At 65.5% G+C, this 22,862-nt stretch carries 10 protein-coding genes and 1 pseudogene; 1 reads left to right on the forward strand and 10 read right to left on the reverse strand.

The window, feature by feature from the left end:
• The first annotated feature begins 587 nt into the window (after nucleotides 1–587).
• A complete protein-coding gene (locus ACTIAO_RS13030; protein ID WP_441906651.1) occupies nucleotides 588–3,527 on the forward strand; it encodes an ATP-dependent helicase in 2,940 nt (979 codons plus the stop codon).
• A 12-nt stretch (nucleotides 3,528–3,539) separates the two neighbouring features.
• On the opposite strand, the gene ACTIAO_RS13035 is transcribed toward ACTIAO_RS13030, so the two are convergent.
• The 10 genes and pseudogenes from ACTIAO_RS13035 to ACTIAO_RS13080 form a co-directional block, all read right to left on the reverse strand.
• A complete protein-coding gene (locus ACTIAO_RS13035) occupies nucleotides 3,540–8,738 on the reverse strand; it encodes an AAA domain-containing protein (protein WP_441906652.1) in 5,199 nt (1,732 codons plus the stop codon).
• 630 nt (nucleotides 8,739–9,368) lie between these two features.
• Nucleotides 9,369–11,957, reverse strand: a complete 2,589-nt coding sequence (locus tag ACTIAO_RS13040; protein ID WP_441906653.1) for a DEAD/DEAH box helicase — start codon at nucleotides 11,955–11,957, stop codon at nucleotides 9,369–9,371.
• Nucleotides 11,954–14,095, reverse strand: coding sequence for a site-specific DNA-methyltransferase (locus ACTIAO_RS13045; RefSeq protein ID WP_441906654.1), 2,142 nt, complete (start codon nucleotides 14,093–14,095; stop codon nucleotides 11,954–11,956). The genes ACTIAO_RS13040 and ACTIAO_RS13045 overlap by 4 nt, the downstream gene beginning before the upstream one ends.
• A 55-nt stretch (nucleotides 14,096–14,150) precedes the next feature.
• Nucleotides 14,151–15,677 (reverse strand): AAA family ATPase, encoded by a 1,527-nt coding sequence (locus ACTIAO_RS13050; RefSeq protein ID WP_441906655.1) that lies wholly within the window; start codon nucleotides 15,675–15,677, stop codon nucleotides 14,151–14,153.
• Nucleotides 15,674–18,406: a hypothetical protein gene (locus ACTIAO_RS13055; RefSeq protein ID WP_441906656.1), complete on the reverse strand. Its 2,733-nt coding sequence runs from the start codon at nucleotides 18,404–18,406 to the stop codon at nucleotides 15,674–15,676. The genes ACTIAO_RS13050 and ACTIAO_RS13055 overlap by 4 nt, the downstream gene beginning before the upstream one ends.
• A 148-nt stretch (nucleotides 18,407–18,554) precedes the next feature.
• Entirely contained in the window at nucleotides 18,555–19,979 is a 1,425-nt protein-coding gene (locus tag ACTIAO_RS13060) for an Abi family protein (RefSeq protein ID WP_441906657.1), read from the reverse strand.
• A gap of 134 nt (nucleotides 19,980–20,113) precedes the next feature.
• A complete protein-coding gene (locus tag ACTIAO_RS13065) occupies nucleotides 20,114–20,389 on the reverse strand; it encodes a hypothetical protein (protein WP_441906658.1) in 276 nt (91 codons plus the stop codon).
• Between the two features lie 178 nt (nucleotides 20,390–20,567).
• A complete protein-coding gene (locus ACTIAO_RS13070) occupies nucleotides 20,568–21,518 on the reverse strand; it encodes an integrase core domain-containing protein (protein ID WP_029154010.1) in 951 nt (316 codons plus the stop codon).
• Nucleotides 21,515–21,832 carry a transposase gene (locus ACTIAO_RS13075; RefSeq protein WP_029154011.1) on the reverse strand — a complete coding sequence of 106 codons (318 nt, stop codon included), beginning with the start codon at nucleotides 21,830–21,832 and terminating at the stop codon, nucleotides 21,515–21,517. The genes ACTIAO_RS13070 and ACTIAO_RS13075 overlap by 4 nt, the downstream gene beginning before the upstream one ends.
• Before the next feature lie 881 nt (nucleotides 21,833–22,713).
• Nucleotides 22,714–22,862, reverse strand: a pseudogene (locus ACTIAO_RS13080) (thiamine-binding protein); the annotation flags it as partial.

Here is a 22,862-nt window from a genome sequence, read left to right on the forward strand (position 1 = left end):
GAAAGCGCCGATAGCCATAGAGAGGAGCGCCATCGTCGCCGCACCCCTCGACACAGTGGTCGAGGTAGTCATGCTTCGAGCGTAGAGGACGCCGCCCTGTGTACGGGCCGAGTCCGAGCCGCCGTGGCCGGGGCTCAATGCCGCGACGGGTCCGCAACTACAGTCGCTGAAGCTGCCGGTCCTGTCGCGGTCGACGTGGCACTACCGGCAGTCCCCTCGCGAGCGGGTCGCCGACCCGGCGCCCCAGTCCGAGCGGGCATACGAGTCGCGGATTAGTGCTGCCGACCGGGAGCGGATCGGCGAGCTCATCGTGTTCGGGTGGGCAACGCAGAACTCGGTGGACCATTCGCTCGCGACGGCACGGGATACCGGGGTGCTGCTCGCGTCAAGACGCACCTGGTGGCGGATCGCGGCGCAGCTCGAGGACCAGTTGCTGCGGCTGAAGGTCCCTACCCGTAAGGACCGCCGACAGCCCCGGAACTAACCCCGGACGTTCGATACGCACGTGCGTCCAGGCAGGATATCGAGGCACGACCGGATGAGCTGACGTCTCGTTATCCTGAGAGGGACCGATCCTCAGGAGTGCGATGAAGTTCACATGGGTCACCCCGCCGAAGAAGGCGGCCATGCCGACGCCGAAGGCGTTCGCTGTCGCGCCGACGCCCGCGGCTGCCGCTTCGGCTGTCACGCAGCTGCCCGCACCGAAAATTGCTTCGATCCCTGCTCAGGCTCCTGGGCCGCATCTGCGCATCACCCCCGTCACGCACCCACCCGCTGCGCCGGGCGCGGCGATTCCCCAGCTCGAGGGCGACGCTCTCGCCGCCGTGGAGCACCGTGGCAGCCACATCCAGATCATCGCGGCAGCCGGTTCGGGCAAGACTGAAGTCGTCTCGCAGCGCGTGGCATCGCTTCTGGCGGAAGGTGAAGCACCTGAGTCGATCGTCGCGTTCACATTCACAGAAAAGGCAGCGTCAGAGCTCAAGGAGCGCATCCGCGAGCGGGTGACAGCGCGCATGGGCGCCGAGGCGACGGATCAGCTGGGTCGTCTTTTCGTCGGCACGATCCATGCCTACTGCTTCCGCCTGTTGCAGACCTACGTGCCGCGCTACGAGACCTACACGGCGCTCGACGCGAACCAGCTGACGAACTTCCTCTACCGCTCCAACCGCATCATCGGCATCGGCGAGGCGATCGCCGGCAGCGGCGTGTTCAACAGCATCGGCACCTTCCAGCGCGGCATCGACGTGATCGAAAATGAGCTGATCGCAGTCGACTCCCTGCCGCCGAGTGATTTCCGCACCGCGGCCGAGAACTACTACGCCGAGCTCGACCGACATCAGTACATGTCCTTCGGCACGCAGATCGTGCGCGCGGTCGAGGCGCTCTCCGATCCCGAGGTGCACGACGCCGTCACCACACCGTTGCGGCACCTCATCGTCGACGAATATCAAGACGTGAACGCCGCGCAGGAGCGACTCGTCGAGCTTCTGGCGAAGCCCCACGGCCGTGTGGATGTGGTGGTGGTCGGAGACGACGACCAGGCGATCTACCAGTGGCGCGGTTCCTCGGTCGAGAACATCGTGACGTTCACGCAGCGCTACCCGAACGTCGCCCAGTTCAGGTTGCTGACCAACCGGCGCTCACGCCCGGGGATCGTCGAGATCGCGAACATCTTCGCTGGCACGATCCCGGGCCGCATCGACAAGGAGATGCGCCCCTCCCGTGAAACCGATGGCCCAAGCGTTGCGATGGTTCGTGATCCCGGTACGGAGGCGGACGCCGCACGCGCGATCGCTGACGAGATCCTCGACCTCCACGCCCGCGGTCTCCCGTTCCGCGACATCGCGATCCTCGTGCGCGGCCGTGCTGCCTATCCTGCTCTGCTCGAGGCGCTCGAACACGCGGGGGTGCCGGTGCAGGCCGGCGGACGGTCGGGGCTGTTCACACAACCCGAACCTCAGGTGTTCGGAGCGACGTACGCCTGGATCGCCGGACTCGATTGGCGCACCGAACAGTACGGGCCACGTCATAACGTCACACTTCCGGTGCTGCTGGCGCAGTACCAGGCGGTCTTCGCCCTTGGCAATGACAGGGTGCAGGAGCTCGAGAAGCACCTCACCGCGTGGCGGGAGCGCGCGCTCGCCAGCACGTTCAACGAAAGCCTCGTGCGCGACTTCTACACGCTGATGGATCTCCTGGGCGCCAGCACCTGGGCCCTCACCAACCCGCTCACGCGCAATCGCCTCGGCACCATCGCACGGTTCACCGCGGTGCTCGCCGACTATGAAGGCGTGTCCTGGCGGTCGCGCCGGGACCCCGACAACCCGAGTGAGCAGGTCGGCGGTCGAAGCGGCGGCGAATGGTTCTACAAGAACCTCGCGATCCTGATGTCGAACTACGCGTTCGGTGCGTACGACGACTTCTCGGGCGAAGAGGGCTTATCGGATGACGGCATCGCGCTGGGCACGGTGCACGGCTCGAAGGGCCTCGAATGGCCCGCCGTATTCCTGCCGTCGCTCGTGAAGACTCGATTCCCCTCGAGCCGCAACGGCCGGTCTCAGGATTTCCCGGCTGAACTCATCGGGCGATTCGATCGTTCACGTTACGAAGGCACCGACGCCGACGAGCGTCGCCTGTTCTACGTCGCCCTGACGCGAGCGCGTGACGCGGTGCTGCTCTCAAGCTTCTCTCGTTTGGCGGGCGGGAAGAATCGCTCCGCTTCGCCCTACTTCGACGAGCTGATGCGTGCCTACGGCCACCAGGGGTATCCGTCGTCGGCGACGAGCCGCTCGCACTCGGCCGCGCACGACCTCGCGATCACCTACAGCGAGCTCGCTGCGTTCGAGTCGTGCCCGCGCAGCTACCTGCTGAAAAACGACCTGGGCTTCATGCCTGCGATCCGCCCCGAGTTGGGGTACGGCAACGCCGTGCACCACACCATGCGCGTCCTCGCCGAACGCACCCGGGCGACCGGCGCCGCTCCAACCGCCGTGCAAGTGGATCAGCTGCTCGCGTCCGAATTCTTCCTCCCCTTCGCGAACAAGGCGGGACATCGCGAGATGAAGGAGAAGGCTCGCAGGTTGGTGATGCGTTACGTTACCGACCATTCCGGGGATCTGTTGCGCACGTGGGCGACGGAACGGCCATTCGAACTCTTCCTGGACGGCGTTGTGGTGTCAGGCCGAGCAGACGTCATCTACGACACCCACCAGGGTGAGATGGGGCAGCTCGCCCTCGTGGACTACAAGACGTCCACCGGCGGCGCAGTCGATGCGCTGCAGCTGCAGATCTACGCCGAAGCCGGGCGCCGCGAGGGGCTCGACGTCAGCGCGGCATTCGTGCACGACCTCGGAGCCGAGAGCCGAATCCCCATCGATGTCTCCGCCGCGGCCATCTCGCGAGCGGAAACGCAGATCATCGCGACCGTCGACAGCCTTCGTCGCCGCGAGTTCGAGCCGCGTCCTGGGCGACGGAAATGCCGTGAGTGCGACGTGCGGGCGCTGTGCTCCGCCGCCGCCCAGCGGTGACGCGCGCGACGCTCAGTTCCCGATCCAGTGAGCAGGGAACCAGCCGGCTCGGGTGACGGTGCACACGTACACCGGGTTCCCGTCAATCAGGGTGGCCATCGTTCCGTTCTGGTCGACCTTGAATCGGCCGCCACTCGGACGCACCGTTTGCATGGCGTCGCGCACGATCGAGGCGGTCACTTCGCCGATCACGCTAGCGAGGGTCCGTCCGCTATACAGTGGCAGGATGTTGCCCGCCGTGTCGAGCTGGTACGAAGCTCCTTCACGCCACGCGGCCGCAGCGGCAGCGCCGTTTTCCCCGAACTCTATGATCGCGGGGCCATCCGACGACCGCGTGGCGGCAGGCGCAGCGGTGGGATGCGCGTCGAGGTAAGCCTCTCGAACCGCATCGGGGATCCGACCACGCTCACCCACCGAATACCCGTGCTTACGAGCCCACGTGCGAATGACCGGGATCGAGGGGATCACCGGGCGCGGATTCGCTGCGCTCACGCGAGCGTCCTCAGAGGGTGCGTCCTCAGAGGGTGCGTCCTCGCTTGCGGGTGTTTTCATAAAGCGCGGTCGCTCGATCGGCGCCCACAGGCCGCGTGGGGCCGGCTCATCGGCCCACACGGAGGGCCTCGTGTCGAAGTCAGGCTCAGCGACCCGACTCGGTTCAGCGAGCTCACGTTCTTCGCCGATGCCGCCGCTCGCCGCCAGCTCATCGATGTCATCGATGCTGACGCTGTCGGTCTGCACGGCCGGAGATTCCTCCGCCTCGACACGGAGCTCAGCCAGCCGCTTGGCGTCGCGAGCCTCCTTGCGCACACGCGCAAGCTCCTCCGCTCCCGCGGCCCGCTCGCGCATCTCCTCGAGCCGCTGCCACAGCGGCTCGAGCGCCGGGTAGGGATCGAGGTAGTACTTCGACGCGCGGATTCGCCAGAACGTCCACCCGAGCCGCTCGAGCACCCGCTGGCGACGAACGTCGTCCTCCCACTTCTCAGGACCGTGGAACGAGTCGCCGTCGCACTCGATCGCCAGGCGTTCGCCCCGTGCGACCTGCACGACGAAGTCGATCCGGTAGCTGCCCACGCGGTGCTGCGGCTCCACCTCGTATCCGCGCTCGAGCAGCTGCTTGAGCACGTCGCGCTCGAACTTCGAGTCGGTGCGCGCGTATAGGTCGTCCGCCTCCTCAGCACGGTTGCGCCCCTGCGCGTACTCGATCATCGCGCGGCGCTGATCTTCGTGATTCAGAGTGGCGGGGTCCATGCTGTGGAAGATCCAGAGCTGGTCCTGGGCACGCGAGGCCGCGACGTTGGCCCACTGCGCGTATCGCACGGTCGTCGCTGCGAACGAGGCGTCGTGCGCGACCATCGAGACGAACATCACGTTGCGTTCATCGCCCTGGAACAGCGGAGGGTTGCCGACGCGCAGGCGCCGGCGCTCGAACTCCGCGTCACCGATCTCCTCGCGGATCAGATCCTGGATGATCTGTGCCTGAGGTCCACTCATCATGGTGACCACACCGAAGGTGAGCCCGTCGTAGGCCGAGTCGCGCACGCACTGCGCGATCTGCCCAGCTATCGCCTTCGCCTCATCGATGTTCACGCGGCTGGATCCTCGAGTGATCGATATGGCGTTCTCGACGTGGACGACGCGCAGCGGCTCGCCGATCTGGGGAACCCCCACCTCGCGCAGGGGAAGGATCTGCCCGCCGTAGTAGCGGTTCGAGAACCCGATGATCTCGGGCACACACCGGAAGTGCTCCTTGAGCGCGATCGTCGAGGGGAACGCGCGCCCCGAGATCGAGTAGAGCGAGTCGTCCAGGGTGAGGAGTTTCGCCTCGGGCATGCCGCGCAGGTGCTGGTCCTGCAGTGCGGCGATGCGGTCGGTCTGAATTCCCACCCGACCAGGCGTGGTCTGCTTGTCGTCGCCGACGACGACCGTCTTCTTGCCAAGGGCGAGAACGCCCAGTGACAACAGGTCGCACTGCGATGACTCATCGACCACGACGACGTCAAAGAGGTCGGACACCCGCGGATCGAAGTTCTCGAGCACGCGGTAGATGGGCATGATCCAGACGGGCACGGCGCCCATCGCCGCCGGAAGCGCTTCACGCGCGGCCGCTTGGAAGCGCGGCGCGTTCTTGCCGGTCCCCTTGCCCACACGCTTGACCGCGCTGAGCCAGGTCTCGAGGGCACGCCGCTGGCGATCCTTGCTGTTCTTTTTCAGCTCGGTGCGAGCGGATCGGCTGGCGAGGTCGACGATGGCTCGACGCAGCTCCTGCGCGTCGGCGTGGGATTTCTCCATCAGCTCGTCGATGTCGGTCGCCGTGTGCAGGTCAGCGAGCCAGGTGCGCGCCTTCGCTCGCTCCCACGCGAGAGGCGCATCCTCGATCTCGCCGATCGTCTCGCGCGCCCCTTGTGCGTCGACGAGCGCCCGCGACCAACGCGGTGCACCCGCGTCTGCGATCCGTCGCCGAAGCTCATCAGCGCGCAGAACCCGAGCACGCACGCCGGAAAGCCTCTGCGCTTCGTCGAGCACAGCACCCCACTGGTCCGCGTGCGCGAGCTCGAGCGCCGTGTGGAGGCGTCCCCACAGCGGAGAAGCGTGGTCCGCACGACTCGACTCCTGCACGCGCTCGGCGAGCGCCTGCAGCTCCGCGGAGAGCTGGCGCTCCTCGAGGCGCGCAGCCGCACCGTCGAGCAGGGCGGCCATCGCTTCGAGCGTTTTGGCAGTCGGCCCGGACGGCTGCGCCGTGGCGAACTGTCCGAGTCGTTCGGTGAGGCCAGGCGCCGCCTCTGTCCACCACCGGTGGATGGCCTCGACCCGCGCAGCGAGGTGATCGGCGACGAACACGAATGCGTCGTCCATCGGCGGCACGGGGATCTGACAGGCAGTGTACGTCTGCGACATCGTTACGTGCGCGTCGCGCTTCATCACGCGCAGATCGATCTCGGTGCGCACGAGATCCAGCTGTGCGGTTGTGGTGACGGATGCTCCGTCGACGCGGACCGCAGCAGCCAGTTCTTTGAGCTCCCTCACTGCGAAGAGCGGGAGCTTCTTCCCGGCGGTAACACGTTCGCCCCACGCCTGAAGCAGCGGAATCTGCACAGCCGGATTCCCCTCGGGCAGCTCGACGACGTGTCCCGTCAGGCGGCTCGCGAGCTCCCGCGCGGCGGCGAGCTTCTGACGCACCGCCGGGTTGTGTTGGACGACCCAGGTAGCAGCGGGATCGTCGGACCGGACGGCAGCCGCGAACCGGTCTTCCCACGCTCCGGAGATGTTTCGAAGGTAGCCGGCGCTCTCACGGAACCACTGGCTGTTCTCGCGGATCGAGTCAAGCGTCATCGTGTCGAACGCTTCGACGCGGAGTCCCCGATCCTCAAGCGACGTCACCTCGTTGCGGAGCGTCTCACGCCGCGCAAGCCGCACTTGCAGGTCTGTGGCTGTGGGGATCCAATCCTCTTCCGGCAGGTCGAGGATCGCCCTCTCATTATCCTCCGACGTGACCGTGCGCAGGATCTCGCCGAGCTCGGCGAGTTCGTCAGTGCTGACGGGGAACGGTGCTTCTACGGGCACCCGGTCGGCGATGATGTCGAGGTCGCGACGCTCCGCGAGCCACTCCGCGACCTGCGGCGCACGCTGCGGGCCGGTCGGGAGTGGGTGCTCCCGCTGCTCACTCTGGAGGGCACGTACCAGAGCCGTATCGGTGCGGACGATCGATTCTCGAAGCGCGTCGACGGTGGATCCGAGCTCGACGATTCGTCGCTCTTCGGCCACGACGTCGAGGGAGGAGAGCGAGTCTTGCATCGCCTGTGCAGAGCTGCGCAGCTCTTCCATCGCGCTCGGCGTCGACCCCAGCACCGAGATCGACAGGTCGCGCAGCTCGGCAGGGATCTTGTCGCGCAGAACGGAGAGCGCCTGTTCCTTCTCAGCGGTGACGAGCACACGCTTGCCTTGAGCGACCAGGTGGGAGACGAGGTTGACGATCGTGTGGGACTTGCCGGTTCCCGGAGGGCCCTGCACCGTCACACCGCGCGAGGTCGCGAGCTGCCGTGCGATGCGAGTCTGCTCGGCGTTCGCGGGCAACGGCATCAGCAGGCGGTCGGCGGTTCCGTCGTTCGTCACGACGGTGCGCCCCGTCCCCCGGAGCGCGTTGTCGACGCGGTCGCTGTCCGCGACGACCGACGCGAGCCCTTCGGGCAGGAAGCTCTCGTCGCGGATCTTGTGAGCGAGCTCGTCATAGAAGCGTTCTTGTCGCAACGGCCGCTTGCGCAGGAACAGCACCCACCCGTCATTCAGGCGGGGGGCGTCAGTGGGCGCCGGATGGTCGACCGCGTCGACGAGCTCGGCATCGAGGCCCATCGGGGCGAGGATCTGCTGACGGGCCGTGAGTCGCTCGTCCTGATCCCAGACGTTCGGCGGCGTCTCACGCAGTGTTGCCTGCAGGGTCGCGAGCGCTTCCAGCCCAGGCAGCTCGGTGCCCTCGATCGCGTTGAGCTCCAGCTCGACGGTCTGCTCGGGCACGACCTGGATCGTCGCGTCCTGCGGGTCGACCTGCACGACGGCACGCGCCGTGAGCATCGGCGACACGATCGACGTGTTGTCGGAGCGGGCGCCGAGCACGAGGTGGCCCCAGACGACCTCGTGCGTGGCTGCATCGGCTTCCGCCCTGAGGTGCAGATCGTAGAGACGCGTGTACAGCTCCCGCGCGGCGAACGTCGAGCGGTTCTTCTCAGCCCAGGGCGTCCAGGTCCCTGCGAACCACTCGTTGAAAGTCCGGCGGATGCTCTCCACGAGCCGTGCACGCAGTTCTCGGCGGTGCTGAAGTTCTTCATCCTCAGCGTCACCAGAGACTGGTCCAAGCTGCTCGATGACGCGATACTCCACGCGCTGCTCGGCCAACTTGTCCAGCAGTCGCGGTGTGCCGCTCGCCGTCAGCAACGCTTCCTTCGAATCGATGAGACCTGCGAGCTCAGACGGCACCTCAACCGCCGCCGGCGCGGATACGCGCCCGACCGATAACCATGCAGGGCGCTCCTCCCCCGGACCGACGAAGACCGCGCGGTGATCCGGAACGGCCGATGGCCACACCACGGTGTCGTTCTTGCGTACGTCCCGCACCGGCTTCGGGCCGATCTCACGGGCAACGGCAGAGAGGTACTCGAGCAGGGCGTAGCTCTGATCGAGTACGGACTTCTCGGCGGTGCGTTCGGCTGCGTCGGGCACGCGGCTCTTCCTCTCTGTTGGTACCGGGCGATCCGTCACGTGAGTTACGCGATGATGCAGTCCGCCCTGTCGAATACGTTCATCGCGGTGCTGACGAGGTCGACGTGCTTGATCCGCAACGCTGCCGCCGACCGCTTGAACACGCTTCTTGTGCAGGGCGCGAGCAGCAGATGCCATCTCGTGGGCACGACGCCGCATCGCCGCTGCCACCGCTGCGTACAAATCTGGGAGTGGAGGGCCAAATGCTGGTACTTGTGCCACGGAACGAGCTTCCGACGCGCCTCCGCTGGGTGCGGCAATCGAGCCTCTCACCGAAGAACGCTGACGGACACGTTCGAGAACCGCGCGTCGACGCTCAGCTTGCTTCTGCTCGAGGTCGTACATTGCTTGCACTTCGTCGCTCGGCGCTCTGTGCCACCTCGACCACGTCGGGACGGCATCGACCGATGTCTGCCCATCGCGCTCCCAGTCATCGCGATCAACCGCGTGTCCGCTGACCCACGACACCGTTCCGTTCGCGTTCCGTCGCCAATGCCCCGTGCGGTAGAAGCTCGTCATCCTCGCAGGCCCATCAGAATCCCGCGTGGCTGAGCCGTGGATGCTCCGGTCGGTCCACGGTCACTTCAAAGGTCACAGCGTGTACTCGATCGCGAGGTCGGCGCGGTAGAACTCGACAGCCGGCTTGTCCTCGTGCAGCACGCCGTCGCGGACGGCCGGGATCGTCATGTCGAGCACCTTCATCGCGTTGCCAACCTGAGCGACGGCCTCGATGCGGTGGAACTCACCGCCGAACTTCTCTGCGAACTCGGCCAGTGCCTTGAGCTTGACGACAGCGTCATCGAGATGGTGGCCGTGCGGGTCGATGATCGACGCCCTCACTTCGCCCTGGATCTCTTCGAAGAACACGAAGTCGGGGTACATCGTGCGCCAGTTGCCTTGCTGATCGCGATACGCAATGCCGAGCGAGTCGACGGCCGAACGTACCGGGTTGCGGTACCAGGCGAGCGTGGTGTCGTGCTTCAGCTCGGCCTGCACGACCTTCTGCTCCCACTCGTTCAGAGACGACAGCGGGAACATCCCGTCTTCATCCGACATCAGGTGGCGGTCGACGAGCGGCGCCATGGCCTGCTGGTCGAAGTCGTCGAGCACGGCGAAGTCCTCCATACGCGAACGCGGCCGACCGAGCTCTCCACGCTGTGGGTCGGTCGTCATTGCGCGGATGTCCTCGTAGTCCTGCTGACGCACGTCGGGCAGCGCCTTGATCGCGACCCGGTGGCGGGCGAACCACTGATTCACCAGATCGGTCGCTTCCTGGTCGACCTTCTCTCGCACCTCCTTGATCGTCGCGAGAGCCGCCGTCTTCACGTACGCGTCGCGCAGGCCGTCGTCATCCCCGTCGTCCTCGCCGGCGAGATGGTTCACGTAGGACTGGGCGATGTCGGCGCCGAACGCCTTCTTCGCGTCTTCGAACGCCGAGCGGATCGCACGGTCGTCCGCACGCATGGAGAATTCACGGTAGGTGAGCTTGCTCGAGGTGGACGTACCGCGGATTTCCTGCACATCGACGCGCCACACCTCGTCGATCTGGTCGTCGAGCAGATTGCGGTAACGCGTGGCATAGCCGTCGAGCACGCTGTGCATCTCGCTCTCCGCCGCGGCGAGGGCGCCGGGCAGAACGCGGTCCATGGCGAGAGCTTGCGCGAGCGCGACGAGTCGCTTCACTGGACGCGCCCCACGCTTCGGGAGCGTCTGCGTCGGCAGCGAATCCCACTTCTCCCAAACGGCTTCGGCGATTGCGGGATTCGGACGCAGCTCGCGCCCGTCCATCAGGATCTTCTTCGAGGCGCCGCTGCCCGGCATCTCCTCGAGCTGACCGGTGAGGTAGCGCACGACCTTGCCGGCGGTGGTGCGGTCGAAGAAGGGCAGGATGCACTCGACTGAGTTGAGCGCCTCGTCGCCCGGCACACGACGAGCGAGCGGGCTGCGCACCATGCGGCCGAGCAGCTGCGTGATGTGCGTGTTGTCCTTCGCGGGGCGGAATGACACCATAACCTCGGCACGCGGGCAATCCCAGCCGGTCGAGATCGCGTCCTTCGCGATGAGCACGCGCACCGATGGTGTCTCCTGCACGCGCTGCGGTTCAATCCATTCAACGTCCCACCGACCGAAGAACTGTCGCTTGTGGTCGCCGAATACATGGGCGATGTTGCCGCTGTGCAGTTCAGGGACCTGCTCGGCAATCACGTCGAGAGCGCGACCAATGTCATCGGGTTCGGGCGTGTTCGGCGTCTGGAGCACGAGGAGCGGCGTGACGACCTCGGTGAAGCCCTGCGACTTCGCATAGTCGGCCCAGCGTTCCGTCGATTCGACGACACGCTGCGCGGCGAGCTTTACGAGTGAGGTGTCGAAGTTGCCGGCCTCGTTGGGGATCGTGAGGCTCACGACGTCCTTGACGAGGCCCGATTCCTGTACGCGCGACGGGTCGACCATCACCGACGGGAACGCGCGGCGGTCCTTCGCCGCGTCGGCCTCGGTCATCACCTCTTGGAAGTGCTGGATCGTCGCCGAGATGCCCCACACGATCGGCACCGCCGGGTAGCCAGCGTGGCCCTGCACGAGACGCCGCACGAGGGTGTTCTTGTCACGGCTCGTCTTCGTGTTGAACCCGCGGTGCGCCTCGTCGAGCACCATGTAGAGGGTGCGCTCGTCGTCACCGATCGTGTTCGCGATCGTCTCCCAGATCGTGTATCCCTGCAGGTCGGGCGTGCCGACCTCATTGAGGTCGAGCTGACTCTCGTCCGCGACGTGACCACGCGTGAGCTTCGATGTCTTCGACAGCTTCTGCGTGTTGAGGAAGTACACCTTGCCCGGGTCGAGCTTCGGCTGCGCGAAGGGCGGTTCGATCACGACAAGATCGGACGACGTGAACTTCTCGGACGCGTCCATCAGGCGCATGCGCGTCTGCTCGTTGAGGTTCGGGTCGTCCGAGAACCACAGCACCACTGCACCGTCATCGGGTTCGACGTCGAAGGTTTCGTTACCGTAGAACAGCGCCTCGATGACGGCCGCAGCCATGACGGTCTTGCCGGCACCGGTCGGCGCCGTGAGCGCGATCGACGTCTCCTCGCCGTCGCGCTGCCACGCGGTGCGAGCGCGCTCGAGGGTGTTCAGGACGTCGTCGACAGCGTCGCTCTGGTAGTCGTGCAGCGTGAACTTCACAGCGCGGCCCGTCCCGTCTCGATCTCGAAGTTGTGGAGGTAAGCCTCGTAGAGGCGCACTGGCTCGACGTGGTCGGGGAGGTCACGAACGACCGACTCGAACAGGCGGTCTTCGTCGGTCACGATGAACGCAATACGGGCACGCTCATTTACCGCGATCGCTTCGACGAAGGTGTCGGTCTGATTAAGATCGGCGAGTACGCCGTAGTTATCAGCGATGTCCCAACCGGACGACAGGTCCTCGATACGGCGCCCGTCAGAGCCCGCTCGCATCCAGAGCAGCGGTGCGATCTTCAGGAACTCGCGGTTCGAGGAGACACGAAGAGGTGCTTCATAGGTGAGCGTGAGGAACTCGACGTTCTCCTCGAACCCGCCAGCCATTGGGTACACTCCTGCAAATTTATAGTTGCCAATGATCGAGTTTCCATCCGGTCTATACCCTGTCACAGCAGCCGCTACTCGCGGCTTCGTAATGTAGTCGCAAATTCCCCACTGTTCCCACTCCGAATCACCGGGGCGAAGCGCCCGTTTCCGGAGCGATCTCTGCTCATCCGGTGCAACTTCGTTGTTCGAGACGCTGATCGACTGCCTACGCCCACCATCCCGCCTGTTGAGTCGCATCACGGCATGCGCCGTTGTCCCCGAACCTGCAAAGAAGTCCACCACAGTAGCCGTCGGGTTGTCCGAGACGAGCGGGCGCAACGAATCTTCAACTGCGTAAAGAGACTTTGGGAAGGGAAAGGCGCGGCTCGTACCAAGCAGAGCACGGATCATGTCAGTTCCGTTTGCGCCTGCGTCGTGGCTCGAACGGTGCCAGACGGTCCGCACGCGACGGGCAGCATCGCCCACATACGCCACATCAGCCACACCGGTCAAGCTGTCAACTTCAAGTACCCGCAGCTTTCCCGCCTCGATGTCATCCCTAACTTGCCGCGAGAGGTATGAGATCGCGCGACTCCTACGCTTCTTGTCGTAGCGACCGGCCGAGGCAAAGCCAAGCCTAATTAACTCATTCAGGGTCGCTGGGCCAACGCCCCAACGCCCCTCTTGCAAGTCTGTTCGAATTGGCCAGATCGGCGTAAGGCCATCACGCTCGTTGAAATCAGGGGCCTCGCCCCATGGCAATGGGTCCCCCGCGTGGCTTATACGCCCGGTCCGTTCATCCATCCAAACCGGATAGAACATATCTTTGCGATCCACGCGTAGCGAGTCATCGCCTGACCGAAGCAGGCCCTTCCACCGTGGTCGCTGGACATTTTCGACCTTCGCGGTAGCACGATGGGTCAGCAAGTCGTCCCCGACGGAAGCCAGCGCTGCTTTCGGGCCGAATACAAAGAAGGCGTACTCCTCCACCCGCGACAGGAACCCCTGCGTCACGCCCTTTGGATTGATGACAATCGTCACCATCTGAATAGTAAAAGTCGGAAAAGTCTGTTCTAGCAGAACACCCAGCCGACTCACCTCATGCTCATCAATAGTGACGACGAGGGTCCCCGAGTTCTTGAGCAACTCCTTTGCAAGTTTGAGGCGTCGCTCCATGAAGGCAAGCCACTTCGAGTGGCGGTAGAGATCCTCACCCTCGACGTAGTCGTTGTTGTATCTCCAGTCCTTCGCGCCTGTGTTGTACGGCGGGTCAATGTAAATCGCGTCGACCTTGCCCCGGTGCGTGAAGAGCAGCGTCTGGAGCGCGTGGTAGTTCTCTGCGTTGATGACCGTGTGGAACGGCTTGTCGCCGCCGCGCTCGACCTTGCCGGTCGACACGAGGCCCGGGTAGATCGGGTCGCGGAACTCGGCGACGACGACGAGGTCGTCGACGTTCGGCTGCGCGGTGACGGTGTCGTCGCTCAGCAACTCGAGGTGCGCGGTGCGCACGCCAGCAAAATCCTTCTCGATCGCGACGACGCGCCACAGACGCTCGTCGCCCTCACTCGCCTTCGATCCGCGGGGAGCGAGGATGCGCACCTTGTCACCACGGCGCACGGGGCGACCGGGCAGCTCGACGTCCTCGGGCACATGCCGCTCGAAGTTGAGGCCGAACGCGCGGCGGTCGGCGAGGGCATCGACCTCCTTGCGCAGGTCTTTGGCAAGGGCGGGGTCGCTGGACTCGAGTCGGCGCAGCAGGTCATTCAGCCGGGACATGACACTCCTTCTTCGGGCACATAAGTGTTGTTCGATTCTTTCAGTCGGGCGGCAATCATCCGTTGCCCGACACGTCGATGGTCGCCGTGGCGAACGTCGCGAGGATGCGCGCGTGCGTCTGGCGAGGAAGCTGGCGAGTGCCTGGCTCACCGAACGGTGTTCCCGGGCGAGCGGGTGCTTCTGCGAGCAGATCAAAGATGCCCGGCCGCGCGAGCATCAGCAGGCCGTGCGTGGCGCGCGTGCAGGCGACCGCTAGGCGGCCGAATGCGGAGTTGAACTCGTCGAGCGCGTGGGCACCGTTCAGCGGATGGATCGCCACCGTGATGCCGTTCGTCTGCCCCTGCCACGAGTCGACCGTGGACGCGACGATGTCGCGATCGGTGAGGTCGTACTTCAGCTGGAGGCGTTCGACGACGTCGGCCGCGTCGTCCACCGACTGGTTTCGGGTGGCGAGGATCGTGACGAGCGGGTCGTCGTGGTCGCCGCGCGCACGGACGTTCTGCCACGAACCGGCGGGGCGACCCGGCACGTCGTGGTCGTAGACTGCGGAGACGAGCGACGTTTCAGCGGCGAAGAACTCGTCGAGCAGCTGCTCGACAAAGCCCATCAGCGGCAGGTCGATGTCGGCCGCTTCCGCCTGTGGCAGGCCCGCGATTTCCAGCAGCGTGGGAACCCCAGTGCCGACCTGGCTCCAGATGCTCGCGACGCCCTCGTCCATCGAACCGAGGTTGATCGCGCGGTCTCCGGGAGCGGCGACGCAGTCGAGCGACTTCCACTCCGGGTAGAACGCTCGCCAGAGGGCGAGATGCCCGGCAGCGGGACGCCATACGGCCGGAAGCTCTCGTGCCCACGTGCGCGGGTCGTCCTCATAATCGGTCGGCCAGGCGCGGTACGGGTTGTAGCCCGGATCGCCCCGCCACGGGTTATCGCCGATCTCGAGCGGCGGCAGCTGACCGACGTCGCCTACACCCGCCCACAGCGGTGCGAGTCGCGTGACCTTGTCGAACAGATGGTGCGGGATCTGCCACGCCTCGTCGACAAACAGCACGTCGAACGGGCTCGTGCCGTTCGCGCCGGTGCCGAGTGCGTCGGCGAGGCGCCGGAGCTCGCCCATCGCGCCGAACTTCGCGACTGTAGCGATCACGACGAGAGCTTCGTGCGGGATGTCGGCAGCCCGGTCGACCACCGTAGCCACGCGCTGCACCTGCTCGGGCACATCACCCGTCGTGCCGCGGGCGACGAAGAGCACCACCTGATCCCGGCCCAGCACCTCGCCGAGCGAGATCGCCAATGGTCGCGTCTGCTTGTTCGTGAACGCGGTGATCGCAACGCGCGTTGCGTGCGGATGCTGCGTCGCCTCAGCGACGAGCCGCTTCAGCACAAAGGACTTGCCGGCCCCGGCCGCCGCCTTCAGCAGCATCCGTTCCATGGGCGACGTCCCCGCGAGCATCGCCGCGAGTTCTGCGCTGGCTTCCTCCGCCACGGCAGTATTCTTCGCCGCCGCGTCGTCGTGATGGAATTCGCCCGTCGCCGTCGTGAGGGGAGCCTCGAAGAAGCCGCTCTCCGTCTGTTCCACCGTCACTCCAGGTCATCCATCGTCTGATCAGCCGGCACGGCCACGGGTGCCGAGGAGAAGGCATCACTCGCAGGCGAGTTCATGGCGGTCACCTCGAATCCGTCGGTATCGCGTACCGGGGGCCAGGTTTCGGGGTTGAGCTCCCCGCGCGCTCGGCGTGCTGCGAGGTCGTCGGAGAACTCCGTCTCGCTCGCTTCGTGAGAGCGGCAGCACCAGCGGTGCTTCTGCGGATCGTCGCTGTAGGAATCAGGAGTGCAGTCCGCCCTTGGCGCGGACCTCTCATCCGGCTTCGGTTTGTTGATCGGCAGGTACCGGTTGCGCACCTGCTTCGTCGAGAACCATGCGAAGTCGGCGACGATGATCTGGTCACCCTCGGCGAGCACCGGTGCAGCCTGAGGAGTCCAGCGGAACATACGAGGCGTGTCAGTGTCGACCGCTTCGAGAGGCCCGATACTGAGCCCGTCGAGCTTGAACGCACCCGCACCGCTGGCGTCGAGCGAGACACCCGGCTCCTCGGCGCAGGAAGCGCCGTTGCGAGCGAACATGACGATGCGCGCCCCGTCGCCGATGCGTCGCGAGTCCACGTCGATGACCAACGGGGACGTCTGAACCACGGTTGCGAACGCGACGACCCGGTTACCGGCATCGACCGCCAGGTCGTAGGCCGTCTGCGGATTCGACAGGGCGAGCAGCTGGGCGGCGCATGTGCCGTCGCTCTCGACCATAGGCACCTGCGAGTTGCGCCACGTACGGTAAGTACGCCCGAAGCGCACGAGATCAGACGCGTGCAGGTTCAGACGGCGACGCCATACCTCCTGCGCCGCCGATTCGATCGCACGGTAGGCCGGGCGAAGAGTCGACGACGGGACGCCCCGCAACGCGTTGAGCGCGCGCTCGAGAATGTCGGCCTTGTGCCGCAGTTCTTCCGTGACGAGCCGCTCGTACTCGGCGGCGTCTGCGACGGGCGCATCGCTCGGCTTGCCGCTCTGACCGACGAGTGCCGTGTGGATCGCGTCGGATGCGTCGTTGGTGAGGCGGGCACCAGGTGTGTGTTCTGAAGCCTCGATCGCGTCGGCGAACGAGCGATGCTCGAGGGTGTGCTCGCCCTGCGCCTCGGCCCACCCGACGAGGTAGTCGAGGCGGCCAGTGTTCGTCGCGGGCCCGCCCGCGACGAGGTGACGTGCAAGCACACCACGCAGGTCGATGATGGGTGAACGCAGCGAAAACGCGCGCGAACGGTCATCCTCGAGGAGAAGTGCGATCGCCGTTCGCTCTTCTTCTTTGAGAGCGCGCGGCATCGTCGCCGGTTCGCCATCGTAGGTAAGGGCGGACCGACGCATCTCGGTGTCGCGATGCCACCGCAGGCGGCTGAGCTCGATGCCGGCGAGGTTGTCGGCGATCGACACGAGCACGTCGGCGGTGGCCTGGTCGGGCACGACGATGTGAACCGCGTCGGGACCGGCTCCGTTGGCGGCGCGCCGCTGGTCGCGCATGGCGAGACCGAGCACCTTGCCGAGGCGACGCATCACCTGGCGGCGAGTGTCGGACGACTGCGGGTCGTCAAAGGAGATGAACTCCCACTCTCCTCGTCCGTCGGCCGTGACCCGCTGCAGGCCGATTCCGTGTACACCGAGCGCCGCAGCGTCAGACTTCGCGAGCACGACGTTCAGCGTTCCCGGCAGTCCGGCCTGGTCAACGCGGAGCTGTCCGGTCGGCTGAGCTGTTCCCGCCAGCGTGGCTGCGATGTTGGCCTGCACCGACGCGGGAACGCGACCGATCTCGGTGACGCCGTCGATCAGCCCGACCGCGTGGCGGCGCATGTCGCGGGCGACGCCGAGCTCGATGAGCAGATCGTCGGGGCGAGAGGAGCGTCGCAGCTCGTCTCGGCAGTACGAGAACAGGGTGCAGGTCGTGCAGGCGGCCGGGTCGAACGTCGCCTCGAGATGCCGCACGAGATCGGCGACGGAATGGTCGGGTGTGTAGCCCGCCTCGGAAGCCTCCCGGCGCCGCTCGTCGATGCGCAGCTGCACCTCGGTGCGGTAGTCGTCAAGGTTCTCGACGACGGGCACAGGCTGCAGGAATGCGTTGCGTGGCACAGCGAGCACACCGTAGAGATGCACCGCCATGCCCTCGGGCAGCTGCGACCACGCGGCCGCCGATTCGGCACCGACCGCGACCTGCAGGAACCCCTTCAGCATGCGGCGGTCATCGATCCGCGACCGGACGCGCTCATAGTCCTTAGCGTCGCCCATCACGAGGTACGTGGTGCGCCCGTCGACGTTCGGTGCGACGACCGCGAAGTCGGGCTTCACGTCGGTCGCGCGCGTCTGCTCGAACCCGACGAACGGGATAGCGAGCTGGAAGATGAGCGTGACCGCGCCCGATCGGAGCGCGCGTTCGTGGGCCGCGACGAGCGCCGCGGCAGTCTTCTCGACGCTGATGTGCGCGTCGGTCGTCACGACTTCTTTGGGCCGCTTCAGGTTGAGGGCGCCCACCGTGCGCGTCGCGACCTGCCCGGCGAAGTCCTCGTTCCGCACCAGGCGCTCGAAAGTCATTGCACGCATCCATCGCGCCTGCGGGATGCCCCCGGAATTGTCGGCGAAGCCGACCGCCTCGGCGAGGTTGCGACGGGTGAGGCCGGTGATCAGCGGATCGGTGCCGCGGAAACGCGCGCAGGCAGCGTGCGATGACGACGCGACGGCACTCGATCCGCCACCAACTACTTCGAGTGCCATGCGATCGCTGTCCTTCTGATTGGGGCAGGTACCCGGGTATAACCGCCCAGTGCTTCTCATATTGACAGGAACCACTGACATTCGGAGCGCACCAGCACAATCGCCAGATTACAATATGCGAACGAATACAGCGGTGATCACGAGCGCGTCAGGCAACGCTCCAGATCGCGAATGACTCCAGATCGGATCGAACTGCATCCAGCGATAGCTCACTCTGCTCAAGCCGCTGGATCGGCGTCTTCCCTGTCGCGTCGTCTGATGTCACCCACCACCTGAGCGTCATCCAGGTGATCTGTTCTTCATTGTCGACGTAAGAACTCAGCAGCCCGTGCAGCACTGCGTTGATGTCGCCTACGTTCGGGTCGATGTCTCCCGTCGTCTCTGAGATCTGGAAGGACGGGTAGAGGCCAGGTGCGTCGCCGACCGACACCCGGATCAGCGCGTGCTGCTGACGCAGATAGTTGAGCCAGCCACGGCGCTTCTTTCCCTCCCGGCTGTGCAGCCGGTCGCGCATCGCCCGACCAGTCGCGAGATCGACATCGGCGATGAGAGCCGTGCGATCAGCGATGGACTGGTCGCGCGCGTAATCGGGCTTCCAGAGCACCGTCGCTTCCCAGCCCGGAGGAAACCCCATCGAGCCGATATCCAGCGACAGTGCCGAAGTGCGTTCCTCGATCAGTTTTCGCACCCTTGCCTGCCAGTCGGAGCCGGGCGAAATCCGCGCAAGCAAGAATGACAGGACAGCGATCGTGCCGTAGACGCGGCTACGAGCAGCGACGCTGAGGCCAGCGAGCTCAGCGATGCCGCGAGTCTCGCTGAGCTCCACGCTCAGCACCCGGTTCCAGAGCCGCGAGTGATGGGCGCAGAGGTTGCGGATGTGCCGGAGCTGATTCAGCCAGTTGCTGAACACTGCTGCGTCGCCTCTGCCAGAAGTCGTCAGCACGTCGAGCTTCATCGCAATCAGTTCCCGATCCGACTGCTGCGCCCCGGAGTACAGCCTCGTCAGCGTGCCGAAGGTCATCACCTCGGTCGCGACCCACACCGGAAAGTGTTCGCCGTATTTCGTGCGGAAGTGCAGAGCGAACGCCTCCTGCGATCGCGCCTCCTGCTTGTCGAACTCCTCGAGCCACTCCGCATGATTGCTCGTTCGTGCCGTGTTTTCAGCGTCCACCGCCGCGCGCGAGAATGCCGCATCCAGACACGCCGGATCGCGATGCGCGAACGCACTGCGGCGCCCGAGCGTGTGACCAATCTCGAAGCGCAGCGCGACTTCGACGGTCTCCAGAGCATCGAGCATCATCGAACGCAGCTCACGGTCGAACTCGTAGATGCGCATCACGTGCGAGAGCGTGGTTCCCGCACGCAGCTTCGGCCCGACAGTTTCAGTACCGTCCGCCCGAACCTCGCGCTCACGATACGGGTACCAGTACCCCGACAGGCGGTAGTACCCCACACGACGTAGGAGCTGCTCGGCGTCCGCACGGCTGGCCACGAGCATCCCGCGATCCATCAGCTTGTCAACCTGAGCACGGACCGTCAGGTATGGCTTCGTGTAAGAACTGGAATGCGGCATACAAGAAAACTAGCCGCCTCTCGGTGAAGAGAGAGCGGCTAGCCGTGTTGAGACGAAGGTATCATCCGAAGATGTGAACCGCCAACGATGCATGCGATCGTCTCGGCGATCACACGCTGAACACGGCGCCAGCCTCATCCTCCTCGTATGCGGAGCGCTTCGATCAGCGAGACGAGATCCGTATGAAGCTGCACCGGCGCCGCTGCCCTCGTAACTGATTGCCGTAGCAGGCTGATCGTGCGCCGCTCACCGACAACGTGATCGGCGTAGGCGGCTGCTGTGCAGAGGTACATGAGGTCTGTCAGATCGTTCGCTTCCCATCTGTCACCGGCAAGGAGCTTGTCGACCATCACGGAACGGAACAGCGAGATCCCGGGCGCACCGATCGTTGGCGACGCCCACGTACTCATGCTCCACGTCGACAGCTGTTCAGGCGTGACGCCCGCTGCGTACGCCGCTGCAGCGACTTCCTTCCTCACATCCGCGAAGGTGAAGACATAAGCAGACCGTCGCCGTTGTTTCTTCGTGCGTTGCTTCTCCCCCGCCAGCCATGTCGAGAAAACCTGCACTCGCTCGACCTGTCCCGCGTCAAGTAGTTGGCAGGATTTCTTCGATTTCGAAGTTGGGGATGGTGGGGTGCGCGTGGCCGGCGTAGACGTCGGCGGGTCGGTTCCAGGCGATCGCTTCGTGCGGGCGGACGTGGTTGTAGTCGTGCCGGTAGGCGTCGATCTGATCGACGAGGGTCAGGCCGTCGTCGATTTCCTCGCGGAACAGCCACTCGTACTTCATCGTCCCGAAGCCGCGTTCGCGTGACCCGTTCTGACCCGGCGTTCGCACTCTCGTGCGGACGTGGCGGATCTCAGGGTGTGCGGCGATGAACGCTTCGAACGTGAATGAGCGGAACGGGCCGCCGTTGTCAGTGACGATCGTCAGAACCGGGAGCAACTCTCCGGTGGCGTCGTCGACCTGACAGTCGTCGATCAGCGGGTGGCCGATCAGCCGCTCCGCTTCGGCGAGAGCGAGTTCGACCGCGGTGACGGCGTCGTGCTTGTTCGCTGTCGGGGACACGTGCGCGTCGAACTCGTACTTGGCCCAGTAGTCCCGGCACGACGCGATCCGCCACGTCCCGCCGGTCGTGGTCTCGTACTCGGAGAAGTCGAGTTGCCAGACCTGGTTCGGGCCCGTCGGCGTCTTCGCGAACGCCGCCTTGCGGCGCTCGGCGAGCTTGCGGCGCTCCCGCTGGTAGTTCGCCTCCAGGATCAAGCCCTCGTCACGCAGCAGGCGCAGCACGGTCGCCTGCGAGACCCGGTACCCGTCGTGGCGGGTCATCGCCCAGACTTTCCGGTGCCCCCACGCCGGGTGAGCGGTCGCGTGAGCGATCACGACGTCGCGCACGGCGATGCGGGACGGCTGCGGCCATGGGCCCTTCGGCGGCCGATCGGTGCGGGCCTTGGCCTGCCAGCGCCGCCATGTCCGTTCGGGCATGTCGATGAGCTGGCAGAACCTCGCGGTCGACATGCCCGCGTCAGTGCGGATCACCTCGAGGTCCTCGAAGGGCCCAGGCGGCCCTCCGCGCTCTTCTTCCACACCCGGATCTCGACCGCCGCTTCACCGAGGGCCTGGGTGAGCTCGGCGACCTCGTCCTCGAGCTGCTGCTCCCGAGAGGTGGGCTTGGACTTGCCCGCCTCGATACCGGCCTTGCCGCCCTCAAGGAACTGCCGCTTCCAGTTCCCGATGGCCTGCTCGGAGACCTTCTCGCGGCGGGCGGCCTCAGCGATCGAGATCTCGCCCTGCAACACGGACAACACGATGCGGAGCTTCTTCTCCGCGGGGATCGTCGGGGGACGACTCATGATGATTCAGACCTTTCGATAGGGGGCGCTGCCTCAGCAACTAACTACCCCTGCCACATAGTCTGACGCGCGACAGACCCAGCCGTCGAGAGACCCACGACGAATCGGTTCGCGTCCGAGCATGCACCCGATGTACACAGCGCTCGACACCAGTGTCTCGTGCACCCATCGCCAGCCATCCGGCAAATCGTCCAGTGAATCCGGCGCGTCCCCAGCTCGCGCCGCGGGATCGAGAGCTGCATATGGAGCAAGGGTGAATACAGCCGGCGCCTCTTCCGCTCCGGCCCCTGCGGAAGTTCGAAGAGCAGCGCGGAACTCGGCTGCTCGAATCTCGAGCGGGTCACGCATCTGCCACCCCGCGCTCCCGGCGAGAATCGTGTCGGTGAGCTCCACACGCCCACTTTCGCTGGACCAAGCAGCAGTCTCGGCGAGATGTGCTGCGGACAACGGCAGAATGACCTTTCTGCTCTCAGCCAGCTTGAGCAGTGTGTGAGCAGCTTCCAGCTCGCCTGGACGTCGCACGCGGTGAGGCGCAAAGATCGACTTGCTGAGAGTGCTCCACTGATTCTGGTCGAGGTAGACCACGGGGCGCGGTCCGATCGGGGACCATCGTCGAGGTGAACCTGTCTCGTAGGTGAAACCCAGTCCGTTGGTCCGCACGAACACCAGTCGACGAGCCCAGGGACGGTACTCGACATGGCTCATTCGCAACGACGCGAAATCCAGCTCTGTGGGTGCGGAGAACCCGACGACGCGTCCGTTCCGGAACTTCAAGGCGACGAGGTTGTCAGCGCTCCTCCACTGTGCCGCCAGTATCACTGCGGTCGTGTTGTCGCGCTCGTTGGAACCCGTCGTCGCGTCCTGCATCGAGCGCCCGTTCGTTACTCGCTCGCCGACGCGTCGATCGCGCGCTCCAGCCGGTCGACCTTCGCATCGAGCTCGCCCGAGTATCCCGGGCGGATGTCGGCCTTCAGTACGAGCGACACGCGGGATCCGAACGGCGCGACGGCCTCCGTCGCCCGCTTCACGA

The organism is Microbacterium sp. (genome assembly GCF_052099035.1).
In the GTDB taxonomy this organism is placed as follows: domain Bacteria; phylum Actinomycetota; class Actinomycetes; order Actinomycetales; family Microbacteriaceae; genus Microbacterium.

Coding starts and splice junctions, on each gene's coding strand:
- ACTIAO_RS13030 (WP_441906651.1), top strand. CDS start 588: ATGAAGTTCACATGGGTCACCCCGCCGAAGAAGGCGGCCATGCCGACG.
- ACTIAO_RS13045 (WP_441906654.1), bottom strand. CDS start 14,095: ATGTCCCGGCTGAATGACCTGCTGCGCCGACTCGAGTCCAGCGACCCC.
- ACTIAO_RS13055 (WP_441906656.1), bottom strand. CDS start 18,406: ATGGCACTCGAAGTAGTTGGTGGCGGATCGAGTGCCGTCGCGTCGTCA.
- ACTIAO_RS13060 (WP_441906657.1), bottom strand. CDS start 19,979: ATGCCGCATTCCAGTTCTTACACGAAGCCATACCTGACGGTCCGTGCT.
- ACTIAO_RS13065 (WP_441906658.1), bottom strand. CDS start 20,389: ATGAGTACGTGGGCGTCGCCAACGATCGGTGCGCCCGGGATCTCGCTG.
- ACTIAO_RS13075 (WP_029154011.1), bottom strand. CDS start 21,832: ATGAGTCGTCCCCCGACGATCCCCGCGGAGAAGAAGCTCCGCATCGTG.